At 32.3% G+C, this 18053-nt stretch carries 17 protein-coding genes; 3 read left to right on the forward strand and 14 right to left on the reverse strand.

The features are described 5' to 3' along the window. Positions 1-62: 62 nt before the first annotated feature. The 14 genes from hisD to AC2H4K_RS17280 all read right to left on the reverse strand — a co-directional run bounded on the left by hisD (position 63) and on the right by AC2H4K_RS17280 (position 15003). Positions 63-1349: a histidinol dehydrogenase gene (hisD, locus tag AC2H4K_RS17215; RefSeq protein WP_281140930.1), complete on the reverse strand. Its 1287-nt coding sequence runs from the start codon at positions 1347-1349 to the stop codon at positions 63-65. Positions 1350-1401: 52 nt separating this feature from the next. Beyond that, positions 1402-2259 carry an ATP phosphoribosyltransferase gene (gene hisG, locus AC2H4K_RS17220; RefSeq protein WP_281140931.1) on the reverse strand — a complete coding sequence of 286 codons (858 nt, stop codon included), beginning with the start codon at positions 2257-2259 and terminating at the stop codon, positions 1402-1404. A gap of 265 nt (positions 2260-2524) precedes the next feature. Next, positions 2525-3340 (reverse strand): prohibitin family protein, encoded by an 816-nt coding sequence (locus tag AC2H4K_RS17225; RefSeq protein ID WP_281140932.1) that lies wholly within the window; start codon positions 3338-3340, stop codon positions 2525-2527. Between the two features lie 12 nt (positions 3341-3352). Further along, positions 3353-5386 carry a VWA domain-containing protein gene (locus AC2H4K_RS17230; RefSeq protein ID WP_281140933.1) on the reverse strand — a complete coding sequence of 678 codons (2034 nt, stop codon included), beginning with the start codon at positions 5384-5386 and terminating at the stop codon, positions 3353-3355. Beyond that, positions 5387-6427: a hypothetical protein gene (locus tag AC2H4K_RS17235; protein ID WP_281140934.1), complete on the reverse strand. Its 1041-nt coding sequence runs from the start codon at positions 6425-6427 to the stop codon at positions 5387-5389. A 44-nt stretch (positions 6428-6471) separates the two neighbouring features. Next, positions 6472-7218 carry a 3-oxoacyl-[acyl-carrier-protein] reductase gene (gene fabG / locus AC2H4K_RS17240; protein WP_281140935.1) on the reverse strand — a complete coding sequence of 249 codons (747 nt, stop codon included), beginning with the start codon at positions 7216-7218 and terminating at the stop codon, positions 6472-6474. A 171-nt stretch (positions 7219-7389) separates the two neighbouring features. Continuing rightward, a complete protein-coding gene (gene sucD / locus AC2H4K_RS17245) occupies positions 7390-8262 on the reverse strand; it encodes a succinate--CoA ligase subunit alpha (protein ID WP_281140936.1) in 873 nt (290 codons plus the stop codon). 101 nt (positions 8263-8363) lie between these two features. Further along, complete coding sequence (locus AC2H4K_RS17250) at positions 8364-9302, reverse strand: UDP-3-O-(3-hydroxymyristoyl)glucosamine N-acyltransferase (protein ID WP_281140937.1); 939 nt, start codon at positions 9300-9302, stop codon at positions 8364-8366. A gap of 9 nt (positions 9303-9311) precedes the next feature. Then, the gene (locus tag AC2H4K_RS17255) at positions 9312-9920 is read right to left on the reverse strand and encodes a hypothetical protein (RefSeq protein WP_281140938.1); all 609 of its coding nucleotides are present in this window, start codon (positions 9918-9920) and stop codon (positions 9312-9314) included. A 4-nt stretch (positions 9921-9924) separates the two neighbouring features. Further along, positions 9925-10491 carry an elongation factor P gene (gene efp, locus AC2H4K_RS17260; RefSeq protein ID WP_281140939.1) on the reverse strand — a complete coding sequence of 189 codons (567 nt, stop codon included), beginning with the start codon at positions 10489-10491 and terminating at the stop codon, positions 9925-9927. Positions 10492-10513: 22 nt separating this feature from the next. Next, positions 10514-11299, reverse strand: coding sequence for an acyl-ACP--UDP-N-acetylglucosamine O-acyltransferase (lpxA, locus tag AC2H4K_RS17265; RefSeq protein WP_281140940.1), 786 nt, complete (start codon positions 11297-11299; stop codon positions 10514-10516). Position 11300: 1 nt separating this feature from the next. Then, complete coding sequence (locus AC2H4K_RS17270) at positions 11301-12707, reverse strand: bifunctional UDP-3-O-[3-hydroxymyristoyl] N-acetylglucosamine deacetylase/3-hydroxyacyl-ACP dehydratase (protein ID WP_281140941.1); 1407 nt, start codon at positions 12705-12707, stop codon at positions 11301-11303. Continuing rightward, positions 12694-13725, reverse strand: a complete 1032-nt coding sequence (gene lpxD / locus AC2H4K_RS17275) for a UDP-3-O-(3-hydroxymyristoyl)glucosamine N-acyltransferase (protein ID WP_281140942.1) — start codon at positions 13723-13725, stop codon at positions 12694-12696. Before lpxD ends, AC2H4K_RS17270 begins: the two co-directional genes overlap by 14 nt. Positions 13726-13773: 48 nt before the next feature. Continuing rightward, positions 13774-15003, reverse strand: coding sequence for an HD domain-containing protein (locus AC2H4K_RS17280; RefSeq protein ID WP_281140943.1), 1230 nt, complete (start codon positions 15001-15003; stop codon positions 13774-13776). Positions 15004-15045: 42 nt separating this feature from the next. Between AC2H4K_RS17280 and porX the strand changes: the two genes are divergently transcribed. The 3 genes from porX to AC2H4K_RS17295 all read left to right on the forward strand — a co-directional run bounded on the left by porX (position 15046) and on the right by AC2H4K_RS17295 (position 17969). After that, entirely contained in the window at positions 15046-16593 is a 1548-nt protein-coding gene (gene porX, locus AC2H4K_RS17285; protein ID WP_281140944.1) for a T9SS response regulator signal transducer PorX, read from the forward strand. Between the two features lie 122 nt (positions 16594-16715). Beyond that, positions 16716-17171 carry a tRNA (adenosine(37)-N6)-threonylcarbamoyltransferase complex ATPase subunit type 1 TsaE gene (gene tsaE, locus AC2H4K_RS17290; protein WP_281141070.1) on the forward strand — a complete coding sequence of 152 codons (456 nt, stop codon included), beginning with the start codon at positions 16716-16718 and terminating at the stop codon, positions 17169-17171. 243 nt (positions 17172-17414) lie between these two features. Then, on the forward strand, positions 17415-17969 hold the full coding sequence (locus AC2H4K_RS17295) for a hypothetical protein (RefSeq protein WP_281140945.1): 555 nt from the start codon (positions 17415-17417) through the stop codon (positions 17967-17969). The last annotated feature ends 84 nt before the right edge of the window (positions 17970-18053 follow it).

Raw genomic sequence — 18053 nt, forward strand, 5'->3', positions numbered from 1 at the left:
TATAATCTTTAGATTCTTCGCTTTCATTTCGACTGCGCTCAATGTGACAAATCTGAATGACATTAGTTTGTTAAGTCTTTTAATCTAATCGAAACTGCATTCTTATGTGCTTGTAAACCTTCAGCTTCAGCCATTAGTTCTATAGTGTTTCCTATGTTTAATAAACCTTCTTTTGTGATATTTTGAAACGTAATCGCTTTTGTGAAACTGTCTAAATTCACGCCAGAATAGGCTTTACTAAATCCGTTGGTTGGCAAGGTATGATTGGTACCTGACGCATAATCGCCAGCGCTTTCGGGTGTGTAATTGCCTATAAATACCGAACCTGCATTTTGAATACCATCAACATAAAAGTCGTTGTTTTTAGTTGCTACGATAAAGTGTTCTGGACCATAATCATTAATTAAATCTAATGCTTCTTCATCAGTTTTCACTAAAATAGATTTTGAATTATTGATAGCTTGTTGTGCGATATCTTGTCTAGGTAAAGCTTTAATTTGTGTGTTGATTTCAGTTTCAACTTCATTAATTAAATTCTCAGACGTTGATACTAAAATCACTTGACTGTCAGTTCCGTGTTCTGCTTGACTTAACAAATCTGAAGCCACATAACTTGCATTGGCACTATCATCTGCCACAACCAACAATTCGCTTGGTCCTGCAGGCATATCGATAGCAACACCGTATTTTGTAGCCAATTGCTTTGCAACAGTTACAAATTGGTTTCCTGGACCAAAGATTTTATACACTTGCGGAATAGTTTCAGTTCCAAATGTTAATCCAGCAATCGCTTGAATGCCACCAACTTTCACAATTTTAGTGACACCACAAAGTTGAGCAGCATACAAAATTTCGTTAGCAATTTTACCGTCTTTATTTGGTGGCGAACATAACACAACTTCTTTACAACCTGCAATTTTTGCTGGAATTGCTAACATCAAAACAGTTGAAAATAATGGCGCTGTACCAGCAGGAATATAAATCCCAACTTTTTGTATGGCACGTTTTTCTTGCCAACAGGTAATTCCAACAGATGTTTCTAAACTTACCCTTTCTGTTTTTTGTGCTTTGTGGAATGTTTCAATATTTGTCTTTGCTTGGTTAATTGCAACTTTTAGTTCTGATGATAATTTGGAAGATGCCTCTTCTATTTCTTGCGTAGTTACAAGATTAGATTGTAAATCTGCACCATCAAATAAGTTAGTATACTTTTTTATTGCTGTATCACCATTGCGTTGCACGTCTTCAAAAATTTGATTTACCGTACTTTCTATATCTTTAACGGTTTGTGTTGGTCGTTTTAAAAGTTCTGACCACGTATTTTTATTTGGGTATTTTATTGTTTTCATTCTTCTCGATAATTAGGCTTCGACTGCGCTCAGCCAGACATTAAAAATTTTATTACAAGACCATATTTTCAATTGGACAAACTAATATGCCTTCTGCTCCATTTGCTTTTAATTCGTCTATAATTTCCCAGAAATCGTTTTTATTGATTACGGAATGTAATGAACTCCAACCTTCTTCAGCTAGTGGTAAAACGGTTGGACTTTTCATTCCTGGCAAAATATTTATAATGTCATCAACCTTGGTGTTTGGCGCATTTAGTAAAACGTAACGTGAGTTTCTTGCTTTTAAAACCGATTGTAATCTAAATTGAAGTTTATTTAAAATGGCTTGATTTTCAGTGGAAATTTGAGGTGACACTGCAAGTACAGCTTCCGATTTTAAAATGACTTCAACTTCTTTAAGGTTATTTTTAAATAAGGTGCTTCCGCTAGATACAATATCAACAATAGCATCTGCTAAACCGATATTTGGCGCAATTTCTACAGAACCGTTAATGATGTGCAAATTCGCATTGACATTGTTGTTTTTTAAGAATTGGTTGACTGTGTTTGGATACGAAGTAGCGATACGTTTTCCTTCTAAATCTTTAATAGAATTGTAGGTTTTTCCTTTTGGAATCGCTACAGAGACTTTACAGCTAGAAAATCCTAATTTCTCTGCAATAGTGATGTCTTGTCCTTTTTCTACTAAAACATTTTCTCCAATAATAGCTACGTCTACTACACCATCTTTTAAATACTGCGGAATGTCTCCGTTACGCAAATAAAATACTTCTAGAGGAAAGTTTTTAGCAGAAGTTTTGAGTTGATCTTTGCCATTATCAATAGCAATACCAACGTCTTTTAGGATTTTCATAGAATCCTCGTTTAATCGTCCAGATTTTTGAATTGCAATTTTTAGTTTACTCATTTTTCTTTTTTAGTTAAAAGTGTTTGAGTAAATCTTTTTGGATAAGATTCCTGTTTTCACAGGAATAAAAAAACCGCTTGATTTACTCAAACGGTTTTAAAAATATCTTGGTTTTATTCAATACATTTTCAGCTCGCTTGAGTGCAAGTATGAAAATGATGATGATGTAATTGAATAAAAATCATGTGTCGTTTTGTTCTTTACAAAGATTGTAAATTTAAATCTACAAATCCAAATCAATTTCAATTTTTATGAAAAATTTAAATTATTGATTTCCTAAAATTATAGGCATTCCGCTTTCACCAGAACCAATAATAACTACTTTACTGTTAGGTGATTCTGCTAATTTATTTGTCGCTTCAATACCTTTATCTTGCAAAATTTTATCTGTTAAAGAAGCACTTAAAATTTTATTAGCATCTGCTTTACCTTGTGCTTCAATAATTTGTCTCTCGGCTTCTTTTTCTGCAGTAACTAGTCTAAATTCATATTCTAAAGACTCTTGTTCTTGCTTTAATTTACGCTCAATAGCGTCTTTAATTGTTGGTGGTAAGGTTACATCTCGCACTAAAACTTCATCTAAAACAATGTATTGATCATCTACAATTTTTTTAGTTTCTTCGAAAATTTCACGTTGAATAGCATCACGTTTACTAGAATATAATTGTTCTGGCGTGTAACGACCAACAACACTACGTGCAGCAGAACGAATTGTTGGTAAAATGATACGTTGTAAGTAATTCTCACCGATTTCTTGGTGTAATTTACCTAAATTACGCTCGTCTGGTTTGTACCAAGCCGATGCATCTAACTGAATATCTAATCCGTTAGAAGACAGTACTTTCATTTTTTCAAAAATTTCTTGTCTACGAACTTCATAAACATACACTTTGTTCCAAGGTGCAACAATATGAAAACCTTCACCTAAAGGTGGTTGATCTGTAACAACTCCGCCATCAAAGGTTTTATATAAAACGCCAGCTTCACCAGAACCGATAGTAACAGCAGATTTTGCGATGATAATTATTAGTAGAACGATACCAATTAAAATTGGCAGTCCTATTTTAGGTAATTTGTCCATTTTAGTTTGTTTTTATATTAGTCCGTTGTACTTTCTGATAAACCACTCAGCAAACAAGCTTAAAGCGATTAAGCCAAGTAGATATTTCCAGTCTATCAAAGGTACGATATTTTTAGTGCTTTTCTGAATTGTAGAATATCGCTTATCTGAGAGGAGATTCTCAATTAAATCATCAGTTTCACTACTGAAATAAGACTTTCCTGAACTATTATTAGCTAGAGATTTTAATTTTGAAATATCAGCATTTAGAAATTGTTGTTCAACATTGTATTCTAAAACCTGAAATTGACCTAAGGCAGATACAGCTTCTGAAGCATGCTTAACTGTAAAATTATACTCGCCAGCTTTTATACCGCTGAGATCAACTGTGTAATTTCCATTATTTAATAGCAAAGGTACTTCTCTTACACTATCATCTTCCGTATTTTTTAAAGTGATACTTAAAGAAGCACTATTATCAAACTCATAATTCTTGTTGAAATATTGCGCTGAAATGATAACATCATCATTGCCATTATAGAATGATTTGTAATCGATGTTTATTCGTGTGCGCTTTTTATTAGAACTTAAGTATTGAATAAGTTTCCCAATAAAATTATCAAAATCACTGAAGCTTTCCGTATCTAAATATGATTGTGCGCGCCAACGCCATATACCTTCACCACTTAGTAAGGCGTGTTTTGTATTTTCAAACTCTATTGTAGAAAGCAAAGACTGATCCGTAGTAATGCCATTTACAGTTTTATAAAGAATAACATCAGCAGGCACTAAAAATTCTGTTTTTCCAAATTCAGATTTTAAGGGTGGATAATTATTAAAATCTAAATTATCAACGATAAAAGTGTTGTAGTTCTTGTTTAAATTAGGTTGAAAATTTTCAGTTTGATTTGTTATGGTCTGCTTAAAATAGCCTTGAGAATTATTGAGTAAATTCCAATTTGTTATTGGTCCAGAGATTGTAAATGTATTCAGCTTTTGAGCTTTAATTTCTTGAAGAACTCTATTAAAGCCATTATTCGGCTGATACAAAATAACCAATTGAAAATCATTTATTTTATCAAAATATTCTTTTGGATTTAAAATAGTAACGCTTCGCTGTTCATTACTTTCAATTGACTTTTTTAAAGCGCCTAAATCTGGATGTAATTTATCTGAAACTAAGGCTATATTTGTCTTTTGATCGATGACCTCTACTCCAAAATTTTTGGTATTGTTAACTTTATTTTTCTCATCTTCTAGGGGCACCAATTCTACACGAAACGTTTTTACACCAACTGAGTTTGCGGTTAAAGTAGTTGAGACAATTTCCGAAGTTTTTGCGTCATCAAACTGAATAGTTTTTCTGAAAACCATATTGCTTCCTGACCAAATCTTCAATTCAGTATTTACAGCTTCCGTACCATTATAGTTTGTAATAATTTCAACAGGAAAGTCATTCTTTAAAAAGGCGTAACGATTAACATTAAGCTGTTTAATGCTTAAATCTGAATACACTGTTGAGTCTCCTAAAATAATTGGATATATAGGCTGATTTACGGAATTATACACATAACTATAATCAGAACCATAGGTTTGATTACCATCGGTAACAAGGATTATTGGAGCTGTTTCATCTTTAAAAACTTCACCAAATTGCTTTAAAGCTTGCGAAATATTAGATTGACGTTCCGTAAAACTTAAACTATCTAAATTGTTTACAGACTTGCCAAAACTGTATTCTTGAATATTAAAACGTTCCTTGAGTTCTGAACTTGAATCAATAGATTTTAGAATGCTATTAACACCTGCATCTTGTTCCAAATACGAAACCGATTCTGAATTATCTACCGCAACAACTAGAGTGGGTTTTTCGTTGTAATAAGTATTGGATTGGAATTTAGGATTAATCAGCAATAATAAGATTCCAAATACAGCAATAAACCTTAACGCTACTAATATATACTTAAGATTAGATTTTAATTTCGATTTATATAAATACTGAAACAGCGCTAATAAAAGCGCTGTTATTGCAGCAATGGTTATATATAAAATCGTTTCTGTTTGCAATTATCTTTTTAATGCTTTTTTTATACAAGAATTAATATCCTTAACATGCCTTGCTTTCATATTATATGAAGATAACATTCCTGCAACATAATTTCTGTAAATGATTTCACCCGTTTTTGAGTTTATAATATGTATGAATTTTTGTGAATTCACTCTTACAAAACGGAGGTAATAAAATTCTTCTCCATTAAGAATCCTTCTATCTATCTCATTTTCATCTTGAAACTCAAACTTATAATTATAGTTTTCAAAAGTATCTTGAAATTCATCTTTATCTTCTTTGGCTTTCATTTTCCAAGGGTTGTACTTTATCAAGTGATAATTTGGAATATAAAGTGTTTCGTTAGCTAATTTTTTTAGTTCAGGTAAAAAATCATTATCATACATCCAATATTCTTCACCAGTCCCTATTTGATTATTTACCTTTTGAAAATAATTTTTTAAAAACCCTGATTTATAATTATAAAACACATCTCTAGTATAAATACTATCCATTATAACGGAAGTTTCTGAAGTTAATGCCGTAGCAAGAAAAGTGTCTTTTGGAAACAAATCAACTCTAGCTATATTTTCTCTATTAGAACTTATCGCATTATTGAGTTTTCTTTCATATTTTTTTTTGCTTTTATCTAACTTACTTATATCTTTCTTTAAACCCTCACTGTCAAGCATAAAGAAGTTTACATAAACATAAATATAGTCTACAACAGCACCTGATTTCATCTGTTTTTGCTTATGATAACCTTCTAAATTTGCAAATGAATAGTTACCATCTAAGTAATCCAACAAATTAAAATCTTCTCGGCTAATCAACTTGTATGGAGTTATATCCCATGAATCACTCAACAACTTTTTATAAGTAGCTGTATCAATTATATCTGATAAAACAAAAATTGTTTCGGTACCTTTAAATTTATCTAAACGATCTTTAGGAAATTTCTTTTGCTTACCAATATGGGTTGGCCCTACACTTACTTGTCCATTAATAGATATAGTTAATAAAAATAAGCATATAAAAACTAGGTTTATTTTTAGTTTCATTTTATTTTTTTATTGATTAATAGCTTACTGTATTTTAATGGATTTTATGTTAACATTCCACCATCAACATTCAGGGTTTGTCCAGTTACATAGGCACTAAGATCACTTGCTAAATACACACAAGCGTTAGCTATATCTTCTGGAGTACCACCACGTTTTAATGGTATTGCAGCTCTCCAACCTTTTACAGTTTCTTCATCTAGTTTTGCTGTCATTTCAGTTTCTATAAAACCTGGTGCAATGACGTTACTTCTTATATTACGAGAACCCAATTCTAAAGCTACTGACTTAGAAAAGCCTATAATACCTGCTTTTGAAGCTGCATAATTGGTCTGACCAGCATTACCCTTAACACCAACTACAGAGCTCATATTAATGATTGAGCCTTTACGTTGCTTTAACATAGTACGCTGTACAGCTTTAGTCATGTTGAATACGGATTTAAGATTCACTTCAATAACTTTATCGAAATCTTCTTCTCCCATACGCATTAATAGATTATCTTTTGTAATACCAGCGTTATTCACCAAAATATCTATTGAACCAAATTCAGCAACAACATCTTCAGCTAACTTTTGAGCTTCATCAAAACTAGCAGCATTACTTTGGTAGCCTTTAGCTTTTACTCCTTTGTCATTAAGTTCTTTTTCTAATTCATTTGCAGCCTCAACAGACGAACTGTACGTAAAAGCTATGTTTGCTCCATGATCTGCAAAAACTTCAGCAATGCCTTTACCAATTCCTCTACTTGCTCCAGTAATGATTGCTGTTTTACCTTCTAAAAGTTTCATAAATTATTTTTTCGATTAGTTAGTTCCTACCCTAACTCATAAAGGAAGGAAAGTGTTTATATAATGTCAAATATACCAATTACAAGTTGCATGAAATATAAAAACCTCACAAGATTTTGTAAGGTTTTTAACAGTTTATACCAAACTTGGTTTAGTATTTAAATATTTTGATTAGCCTAAAACTTCAGCTACTTTTTTACCAATTTCAGCAGGAGAATCAACAACGTGGATACCACATTCTCTCATAATTTTCTTTTTAGCTTGGGCTGTATCATCACTACCACCTACAATAGCTCCAGCATGTCCCATAGTACGACCAGCAGGTGCAGTTTCACCAGCAATAAAACCTATGATTGGTTTTTTACTTCCGCTTTCTTTGTACCATTTAGCAGCATCAGCTTCTAATTGACCACCTATTTCACCAATCATTACAACAGCTTCAGTTTCTGGATCATTAATTAAAAGCTCAACAGCTTCTTTTGTAGTTGTACCAATGATTGGATCTCCTCCAATACCAATTGCAGTAGTAATACCTAAACCTTGCTTCACAACTTGATCCGCTGCTTCGTAAGTTAACGTACCAGATTTTGAAACAATACCTACTTTACCTTCTTTAAAAACAAAACCAGGCATAATACCTACCTTAGCTTCACCTGGAGTAATAACACCCGGACAGTTAGGACCAATTAAACGACAATCTCTGTTTTTGATATAATCTGCAGCTTTAATCATATCTGCAACAGGAATACCTTCTGTAATAGTAATAATTACTTTTATACCTGCATCAGCAGCTTCCATAATCGCATCAGCAGCAAATGCTGGTGGTACAAAAATGATAGTTGTATCAGCCCCAGCTTGTTCTACAGCTTCAGAAACTGTGTTAAAAACTGGTTTTCCTAAGTGAGTTTGACCTCCTTTTCCTGGAGTAACACCACCAACCACATTGGTACCATATTCAATCATTTGTTCAGCGTGAAAAGTTCCTTCACTACCTGTAAAACCTTGTACAATTATGTTTGAATTTTTATTAACTAAAACGCTCATTAGATATTTCTGTTTTTAAGTTTTATTAATTTGTTATGCAAAAATAAGAGTTTTGAAATGTAAAACCGACCTCTTTTTTATGTTTTTCTACGACTTGATTATTATTTTTTGTTTTTCAACTTTTCGAGGATTTCAGGTATCATTTTTATAGAAGCAATCTCCTTGTATTTAGATCTAAAATCATCAGCTGGAACACCGAAATAGCTCTTTCCCCCTTCTAAAGATTTACTCACACCTGCTTTGGCAGAAATCACCGCTTTTTTACCGATAGTAATTCCGCTAGTAATACCAACTTGTCCCCAAATGGTAACTTCATCCTCAATCACTACACAACCTGCAATACCAACTTGTGAGGCAATTAAGCATTTTTTACCAATAACTGTATCGTGACCTACCTGAACCTGATTATCGATCTTAGTTCCTTCTTTAATTGTTGTATCCGCAGTAACTCCGTTGTCTATTGTGCAAAGTGCACCAATATCAACATTGTTTTCTATAACTACTCTACCACCTGATTTTAACTGATCGAAACCTTCAGGTCTATTTTTATAATAAAAAGCACTCGCACCTAAAACTGTTCCAGCATGGATAATAACATTATCTCCTATGATGGCATTATCATAAATACTAACATTGGAATGAATAATACAATTCTTTCCTATTGTTACATTATTACCTATAAAACAGTTGGGCTGAATGACGGTACCTTCACCAATTTTAGCTTCTTCTGCTATAGCCAAATTAGACGGCTTAAATGGCTGGAAGTGATTAGTCAATTTATTGAAATCTCTAAAGGGATCATCTGAAATTAATAAAGCTTTCCCTTCTGGACATTCAACTTCTTTATTAATTAAAACAATAGTTGCAGCAGATTGTAGTGCTTTATCATAATACTTTGGATGATCTACAAAGACAATGTCTCCTGGCTCTACGACATGAATTTCATTCATGCCTAAAACAGGAAAATTATCATTACCAACATAATCCGTTTGGATTATTCCGGCTATCTCTTTTAATGAATATTCTCTAGGAAATTTCATAAAAACCTTTTATTTATTGATTAATTTAAAAGTTCCATTTATATATTCAAAAGAATTTTCATATTTATCAAGCTTATCATTTACAGTCCAATTCATTAACATAAAAATATCTTTTTCCCCTTCCACAAATGCAATAATATAAACCACTTCAATATCATCTACTTTCCCAAATATTTTTATTTGCCTTGCTGGCTTATCATTAATGGATGATAAGCCATAATCCTGGAAAATAGGATTTGTTAAAGACTCTGTAAACATATTTTTCTGAGCGTTCTTATAGTTTTCAATTACAGGTAATTCATCATTATAATCACCAAACTCTTTGAATAACTCAACATACTCATTTTTGTCTTCTTGAATAACTACAAAATAAGTTTCCTTATAAATATTACCATATTGCAAAACCGCGTCTGAATTTAATTGATTCATGGGTTTCATATAAATCGGTAAATCTACATGGAATACACTATCCAAACTTACCTTTTCATAATTATGAGCTGAAGTAGATACTGGCTGATTATTGATTTGTTCACTAGCTGCTTTTCCTGCTTCAGAAATTAACTCAACACAAGATGTAGCTACTAAAGCTAACAAAACAACTAGAAGAATTTTTCTCATAAAACTACTCCTTGATACGCTCTTTATAAGTTCCTTTTTCGGTTTCAACTTTTATTTTATCACCTTCATTTATAAATAAAGGCACATTAACTTCAGCACCAGTCTCAACCGTAGCTGGTTTTGTAGCATTTGTAGCTGTGTTACCTTTAACACCAGGTTCTGTATGCGTTACTTCTAAAATTACAGTTGCAGGCATGTCAACCGATAAAGGCATGTTATCCTCTGTATTAATCTGAATAGTTACAATTTCACCTTCTTTTAATAAATCGGGTCTATCTAAAGCTGATTCTAGTAATCGTATTTGAGTGTAGTCTGCCTCATTCATAAAATGGTAGAATTCACCATCATTGTATAAATATTGAAATTTATGCGTTTCAACACGAACATCATCAATTTTATGACCTGCTGAAAACGTGTTATCTATTACTTTTCCTGTGGTTACACTTTTTAATTTAGTTCTAACGAATGCAGGACCCTTTCCTGGTTTTACATGAAGGAATTCAATGATTTTATAAATATCGTGATTGTATCTAATACATAGTCCGTTTCTAATATCTGATGTACTTGCCATTATAATTTATAAGTTGTTAATTTTAGTTTGATTTAAAGTAGCCTTTCATAATACCTCGATGTGAATTCTTTATAAACTGTAAAATCTCATCGCGTTCTGGAGTGGCTTCCATTTCTGCTTCAATTAAATCTGAAGCTTGTGTATTGTTATAATTTTTTTGATACAGTATTCTGTAAATATCCTGTATTTCTCTAATTTTTTCTGAAGAATACCCTCTTCGTCTCAATCCTACAGAATTGATTCCTACATAAGATAAAGGCTCACGAGCAGCTTTAACATATGGTGGTACATCTTTACGCACTAAAGAACCACCTGTTACAAAAGCATGGTTTCCTATAGAACAAAATTGATGTACGGCAGTCATTCCTGCTAAAACAACATAATCGCCTACTGTAATATGTCCAGCTAACGTACTGTTGTTTGAAAAAATACAGTTATCACCCACAATACAATCGTGTGCAATATGGCAATAAGCCATTATAAGACAATTGTTACCAATTACGGTTTTCATCTTATCTGCCGTACCACGATTTATAGTAACACACTCTCGAATGGTAACATTATCACCTATCTCAACGGTTGTTTCTTCGTCGTTATATTTTAAATCTTGAGGAACTGCCGATATTACTGCACCTGGAAAAATGTTACAATTTTTCCCAATACGAGCACCTTCCATGATAGTAACATTACTGCCAATCCAAGTACCCTCACCTATCTTTACATTGTTATGTATTGTTGTAAAAGGCTCTATTACGACATTCTTAGCGATTTTTGCACCAGGATGTACATATGCTAAAGGTTGGTTCATTTTATTTTACTTTTGAAATTTGAGCCATTAATTCGGCTTCTGCGCATAATTTTCCATTGGCATATGCATAGCCTTGCATGTGACAGATCCCTCTTCTAATAGGAGTAATCAATTCACACTTAAAAATTAAAGTGTCACCAGGAACAACTTTTTGTTTGAACTTAACATTATCCATTTTCATGAAGAACGTTAAGTAATTTTCAGGATCTGGAACAGTACTTAATACTAAGATACCACCAGTTTGCGCCATGGCTTCAACAATTAGCACACCCGGCATTACTGGAGCTCCAGGAAAATGTCCTTTGAAGAATTCTTCATTCATTGTGACATTTTTCAAACCAATAACATAACTTTCAGTAAGTTCAAAAACTTTGTCTAAAAGTAAGAATGGCTGTCTATGTGGTAACATGTTCATGATTTGATTCACGTCCATTAAAGGTTCAGAATTCAAATCGACTTGAGGCACATTATTACGTCTTTCGTTCTTTATAATTTTGGACATCTTTTTTGCAAACTGAGTGTTTACAAAATGCCCTGGTTTGTTAGCAATGACTTTGCCTCTAATACGAGTACCAATTAATGCTAAATCACCAATAACATCTAATAATTTGTGCCTTGCAGCTTCATTAGGATAATGCAGTGTAAGATTATCCAAAATACCATTAGGCTTAACAGTAATTTTATCTTTATTGAATGCGACACTAAGCTTTTCCATTGTTTCAGGCGATAATTCCTTATCGACATAAACTATGGCATTATTTAAGTCACCTCCTTTTATCAGACCATGCTCTAAAAGCATTTCTATTTCATGGAGGAAACTAAATGTTCTTGCATTTGCTATATCAGATTTAAAATCCGAAATTTTATTTAATGTTGCATTTTGAGTCCCTAAAACTTTTGTTCCAAAATCTACCATTGTAGTAATTTGGTATGAACTTGAAGGCATTAATATAATTTCGCTACCAGAGGCTTCATCTGAATAAGAAACTACTTCAGTAACTTCATATTCTTCTCTACAAGCTTCTTGCTCAACAATTCCTGCTTCCTCTAAAGCTTCCACAAAAAACTTTGAAGAACCATCCATAATTGGTGGTTCAGAAGCATTAAGTTCTATTATAACGTTATCTATATCCAAGCCAACCAAAGCTGCTAAAACATGTTCACATGTCTGAATAACAACTCCGTTTCTCTCTAAACAAGTTCCCCTTTGCGTGTTAGTAACATAGTTGGCATCAGCTTCAATTTTTGGGTGTCCTTCTAAATCGACACGCTCAAAAAGGAATCCTGAATTTTCAGCTCCAGGTTTAAAAACCAATTTAACATTTGCACCTGTATGAAGTCCTACTCCTTCAAGTGTAACTTCTTTTTCAATGGTCTTTTGCTTTATATCTGTTTTAATTATTGCCATCTACTTTTTTTTCTAATTCATTTATAGTTTTTGCAAGCTTCGGTAAGTTTTTGAAAAGCACATAAGACTTATTCCAGTCGGTATAACCAAAAGATGGTGAACCTTGCAAAACTTCGTTATCCTTTATGTTTCTTCCAATTCCGGATTGCGCTTGCACTTTTACATTGTTACCTATAGTAATGTGACCAACGATTCCTACTTGACCTCCAATAATACAGTTGCTGCCTATTTTAGTTGATCCTGCAACTCCTGTTTGAGCTGCTATAACAGTGTTTTTTCCTATTTCAACATTGTGTGCAATCTGAATTTGATTGTCTAGTTTTACACCATAACGAATTACGGTAGAACCCATTGTGGCTCTATCTATTGTAGTACCAGCTCCAACATCGACATTGTCTTCTAAAATTACATTTCCTATTTGTGGAACTTTTGAATACTCACCCTTTTCATTTGGAGCAAAACCAAAACCATCTGCTCCTATAATAGCTCCAGAGTTGATCACACAATTATTACCAATAACACAATCGGAATAAATTTTTCCGCCTGCAAAGATGATACAATCGTCACCAATTGTAACATTCTCACCAATGTATGAATTCGGGAAAATCTTAACATTATTCCCTATAGTTACATTATCTCCTATATAAGTAAATGCACCTACATAAATATTTTCACCCAATTTTGCAGTATCGGAAATAAAGCTTGGTTGCTCTATTCCTGACTTATTACTCATTTTAAATTGGTTGTAATATTCTAATAGTTTTGTAAAAGACCTGTAAGCGTCTTCTACTTTTATAAGTGTTGTACTTATTGGGTTTTCGGGTTTAAAGTCTTCATTAACAATAGTAACCGAAGCCTCTGTAGTATAAATGTATTGCGTGTATTTAGGATTTGCTAAAAAAGTTAAAGATCCTTCGCTTCCTTCTTCTATTTTGGATAGTGTAGAAACTTCCACGTTGGGATCACCATCAACAGTTCCTTCTAAAATACCTGCGATTTGTTCTGCTGTAAATTTCAATTAATTGATTTATTTGTCTGTTGGTTCAGCAAAAATAGAAAAAATGTATTACAATTTCTTCTTAGGATAGCACTTATAATATTTGGTTACAGGTTTACTTAGTGCTTTTAGGTTAACTTGATCTGAAGCTTTAACTATATCCTTTACTTTTCCTGACTTTAGAAGAATATTGATATTCTGCTTTTTACTCTTATAAGCTTGATTGGTAATTTCACCTTTAAAAACAAAATACTCTGCTTCTTCTCTAGTTAGATTATACTCGTCAACTAAAGCATTGATATGCTCTGTAAGTTCCGCTTGTTTAATATCTTTATTTTTCAACTTTATTTTGAGTAAATCTCTATCGAGAATCATTTCGCAAAGATTACTTAACACAAAATCATTATGATTTTGCCAATTCTTCATTGCTGAAACAATATCATAATCGTCCAATTTAGAGAATATGCTTAAAGTTTCACCATCAAAAGATGCTCTATCAATATTAGAATTTAAAAAATACGACAAAGCTTCACTTGCATTGAGATCAACTCCTCCCGAAACCAAATCTTTAGCTCGCTTTAAAATTCTTGTTAAAAGTTGTTCGGCCGCTAAGCTTGTTTTATGTAAATATACTTGCCAATACATAAAGCGTCTAGCAACTAAAAACTTCTCTACACTATAAATTCCTTTTTCTTCCACAACCAACTCATCTTCAACCACATTAAGCATCGTAATTAAACGTTCACTATTAATGTTTCCTTCAGCAACACCTGTGTAAAAACTGTCTCTTTTCAGATAGTCTGCTCTATCCATATCGAGTTGACTTGAAATTAATTGACACATGAATTTCCGATGGTATTCACCTTTAAAAATTGAGATTGCTAACGTTAAACTTCCGTTAAACTCATTATTGAGTTCTTCCATAAAACGCAGTGAAATTTCCTCGTGAGAAATATCATTTACTATACTATGCTCCATGGCATGAGAAAAAGGCCCATGTCCAATATCGTGCAATAAAATAGCGATTAGCAAACCGTTTTCTTCATCTTCCGAAATCGCAACTCCTTTAAAACGAAGTACATTTATAGCTTTTTGCATTAAATGCATACAGCCAAGCGCATGATGAAAACGTGTATGATGCGCGCCTGGATACACCAAATAAGATAAACCCATTTGGGTAATTCTACGTAACCTCTGAAAGTATTTGTGTTGAATAATGTCAAAAATTAGTGAATTTGGAATGGTAATAAATCCGTAAATTGGATCGTTAAATATTTTGAGCTTATTATTAGTAGGCAAAATGTATAAAAATCAATAGTTAAAAGACAAATATACCACAACATGATAAATATTCTTTGGGTAGACGACGAAATAGATTTACTAAAACCTCATATTCTCTTTTTAGAGCAAAAACAATATATAGTTACTAAATGCCAAAGCGGTACAGAAGCACTAGAAGTTATAGACGAAACGAACTTTGATATTGTGTTTTTAGATGAAAACATGCCTGGACTCACAGGATTGGAAACTTTAAATGAAATAAAAGAAAAACGACCAAACCTTCCTGTGGTAATGATTACCAAAAGTGAAGAAGAATATATTATGGAGGAAGCAATCGGTAATAAAATTGCTGATTATTTAATTAAGCCTGTTAACCCTAACCAAATATTACTAAGTTTAAAGAAGAACTTAGACCATTCTCGTTTAGTCTCAGAAAAGACGACATCTAATTACCAACAAGAGTTTAGAAAAATAGCCATGGATTTATCTATGGTAAATTCTTATCAGGAATGGGTAGATCTTTATCAAAAGTTAATTTATTGGGAACTTCAGCTTGAGGATATAGAAGACGTTGGAATGACTGATATCCTTGAATCTCAAAAAACCGAAGCTAATCTACAATTTGGCAAATTTATTGAGAAAAATTACGAAGATTGGTTTCAGTCAAATACTGAAGCACCTGTTATGTCACATACTTTATTTAAGGATAAAGTTGTGCCAGAACTAAGTGATAAACAACCAACGCTTTTAGTTGTCATCGATAATTTACGTTATGACCAATGGAAAGCTTTTGAGCCTATCGTTAACAATTATTACAAGAAAGCTTCAGAACTTTCATTCTTCAGCATTTTACCAACAGCTACACAGTATGCGCGTAATGCTATATTCTCTGGTTTAATGCCATCAGACATGGAAAAACTTTATCCTCAATATTGGAAAAACGATATAGATGAAGGAGGAAAAAACCTTCACGAGGATGATTTTCTAAGAGAACAGTTGAAGCGTTTAGGACTAACACATCTAAAGTATGAGTATCATAAAATTACCAATTTAAAATCAGGAAAGAAACTTGTAGAAAACTTTAGAGCATTAAAAGAAAACGATTTAAGTGTAGTTGTGTATAATTTTGTGGACATGCTATCACATTCTAAAACTGAGATGGAAGTTGTTAAAGAATTAGCCTCTAACGATAAAGCTTATCGCTCGTTGACTTTAAGCTGGTTTAAAAACTCTCCATTATTAGAAATGATACAACTTTCTCAACAATTAGGTTTTAAACTCATAATGACTACAGATCATGGTACTATTAATGTTAAAGCACCTTCTAAAGTTATAGGCGATAGAGATACTAGTTTGAATTTACGCTATAAAACAGGTCGTAGCCTCACCTATCAAGACAAAGATGTTTTGGCGGTAAAAGATCCAAAATCTATTCATTTACCTTCATTAAGTATGAGTAGCTCGTTTATTTTTGCTAAAGGGGATTTGTTCTTAGCTTATCCTAATAATTTTAATCACTATGTCAGTTACTACCGAAATACGTATCAACACGGTGGTGTTTCTTTGGAAGAAATGATTATTCCTTTTGTGATTTTAGAACCAAAATAACAAATCTTCCATAAAGGATAATATCTGTAAAAAGCAAAAAAAATCGACGAAATACATAAATTTCTAGGATTTTCAATATTTTATTCCTAACATTGCATCAAATTTAATTGATAGTGAATACTATAGAATTTGAATATCAACTCAATGAAATTGATAGCATTGCAACTAAAGTTTTAGAGCATTTAGTTTCTAAAACCGTGCTTTTCAATGGGGAAATGGGTGCTGGAAAAACAACTTTCATAAATGCTTTACTAAAAGCTTTAGGAAGTGATGATGTAGCTTCTAGTCCGACATTCTCCATTGTTAATGAATATGAGCTGACAAATGATAAGGTTTTTCATTTTGATTTCTATAGGATTGAAGATATTGAAGAAGCTTATAATTTTGGTGTTGAAGATTATTTTAACAGTAATAATTGGCTTTTTATTGAATGGCCTGAGCGTGTTGAAGAATTACTACCTGATGATAACCAGACAATAAGCATCACTAATATTAATAATGAGAAAAGATCCCTCAAATTAACTATAAAGACTAAACATTTAACCGAAAATAAAGCTATGACAGAAACAAAATTTTAGTTTAAATTTTGACTATATTCCTTTAAGATAGTATGCTAATTACGGGAAAACCGTAATTATAAACTCATAATTTCTAGGATTTTAACATTATTACATTTTAGCACTATTACTCTACACTGTAATTTTGTAGTAATTAATTAATTAAATCCCTTTAAATTATGAAAGCTAAAAAACTAGTACTAGCGATTGCTATCTTCGGCGGAATGTTATTCACTGCTCAAGCAACTAACATTATTGACTTAGATGGCCAAACTACAACACAAGTTGACAAAAGAAAACTTAAAATCCCAACACACGGATAAGAAATCTTATAATCGAAAGATTTTAATGGGGAGTATCATAGCTACAGTTATAGCTGGTACTCCTTTTTTATTCTATATCTACGAATATGTGCCTGACACTCCTAAATGGGAAACTATATTTGGAACATATAATAGTAATTTATATGGAAGTGCAAATGTAGGCGTCTGGGTTTTAATGATGAAAGTTATACCCTTATTACTTTCTCTCATATGGTTTTTTACTTGTAAGCATTGGTGGTATCATGTTTTAATAATCCCTATTGCTATGTTTTCTTTTCAGTGCTTAAGTGCATTAAATGATGATATAGTTTATATGGACGAACTTCATATTATTTGGCTTTTACCTTTTATGGCTATCGTTTTCCCTTCAATATATCTAATTAGAGCTAGAATGTTCAATAAAATAAACGATGCAGATAAAACTATGGAAGAATTAGAAGAAGAGTTTATGATAAAACCAAAAACCTTTTGGGGTAAGATTAAACAGTACTTTTAATTATTATATTCCTCTCTATTAAAGCATTTATTGTTTGAAGTAGAATAATTTTAGTAATTCATTTAGGCTTTCACTATATTGCAA

This window comes from Winogradskyella sp. 266wxhm (genome assembly GCF_058964685.1).

Bases quoted from the DNA above. Each gene is read 5' to 3' on its own strand.
- hisD (WP_281140930.1), bottom strand. From the start codon at position 1,349: ATGAAAACAATAAAATACCCAAATAAAAATACGTGGTCAGAACTTTTA.
- hisG (WP_281140931.1), bottom strand. From the start codon at position 2,259: ATGAGTAAACTAAAAATTGCAATTCAAAAATCTGGACGATTAAACGAG.
- AC2H4K_RS17225 (WP_281140932.1), bottom strand. From the start codon at position 3,340: ATGGACAAATTACCTAAAATAGGACTGCCAATTTTAATTGGTATCGTT.
- AC2H4K_RS17235 (WP_281140934.1), bottom strand. From the start codon at position 6,427: ATGAAACTAAAAATAAACCTAGTTTTTATATGCTTATTTTTATTAACT.
- fabG (WP_281140935.1), bottom strand. From the start codon at position 7,218: ATGAAACTTTTAGAAGGTAAAACAGCAATCATTACTGGAGCAAGTAGA.
- sucD (WP_281140936.1), bottom strand. From the start codon at position 8,262: ATGAGCGTTTTAGTTAATAAAAATTCAAACATAATTGTACAAGGTTTT.
- AC2H4K_RS17250 (WP_281140937.1), bottom strand. From the start codon at position 9,302: ATGAAATTTCCTAGAGAATATTCATTAAAAGAGATAGCCGGAATAATC.
- AC2H4K_RS17255 (WP_281140938.1), bottom strand. From the start codon at position 9,920: ATGAGAAAAATTCTTCTAGTTGTTTTGTTAGCTTTAGTAGCTACATCT.
- efp (WP_281140939.1), bottom strand. From the start codon at position 10,491: ATGGCAAGTACATCAGATATTAGAAACGGACTATGTATTAGATACAAT.
- lpxA (WP_281140940.1), bottom strand. From the start codon at position 11,299: ATGAACCAACCTTTAGCATATGTACATCCTGGTGCAAAAATCGCTAAG.
- AC2H4K_RS17270 (WP_281140941.1), bottom strand. From the start codon at position 12,707: ATGGCAATAATTAAAACAGATATAAAGCAAAAGACCATTGAAAAAGAA.
- porX (WP_281140944.1), top strand. From the start codon at position 15,046: ATGATAAATATTCTTTGGGTAGACGACGAAATAGATTTACTAAAACCT.
- AC2H4K_RS17295 (WP_281140945.1), top strand. From the start codon at position 17,415: ATGGCCAAACTACAACACAAGTTGACAAAAGAAAACTTAAAATCCCAA.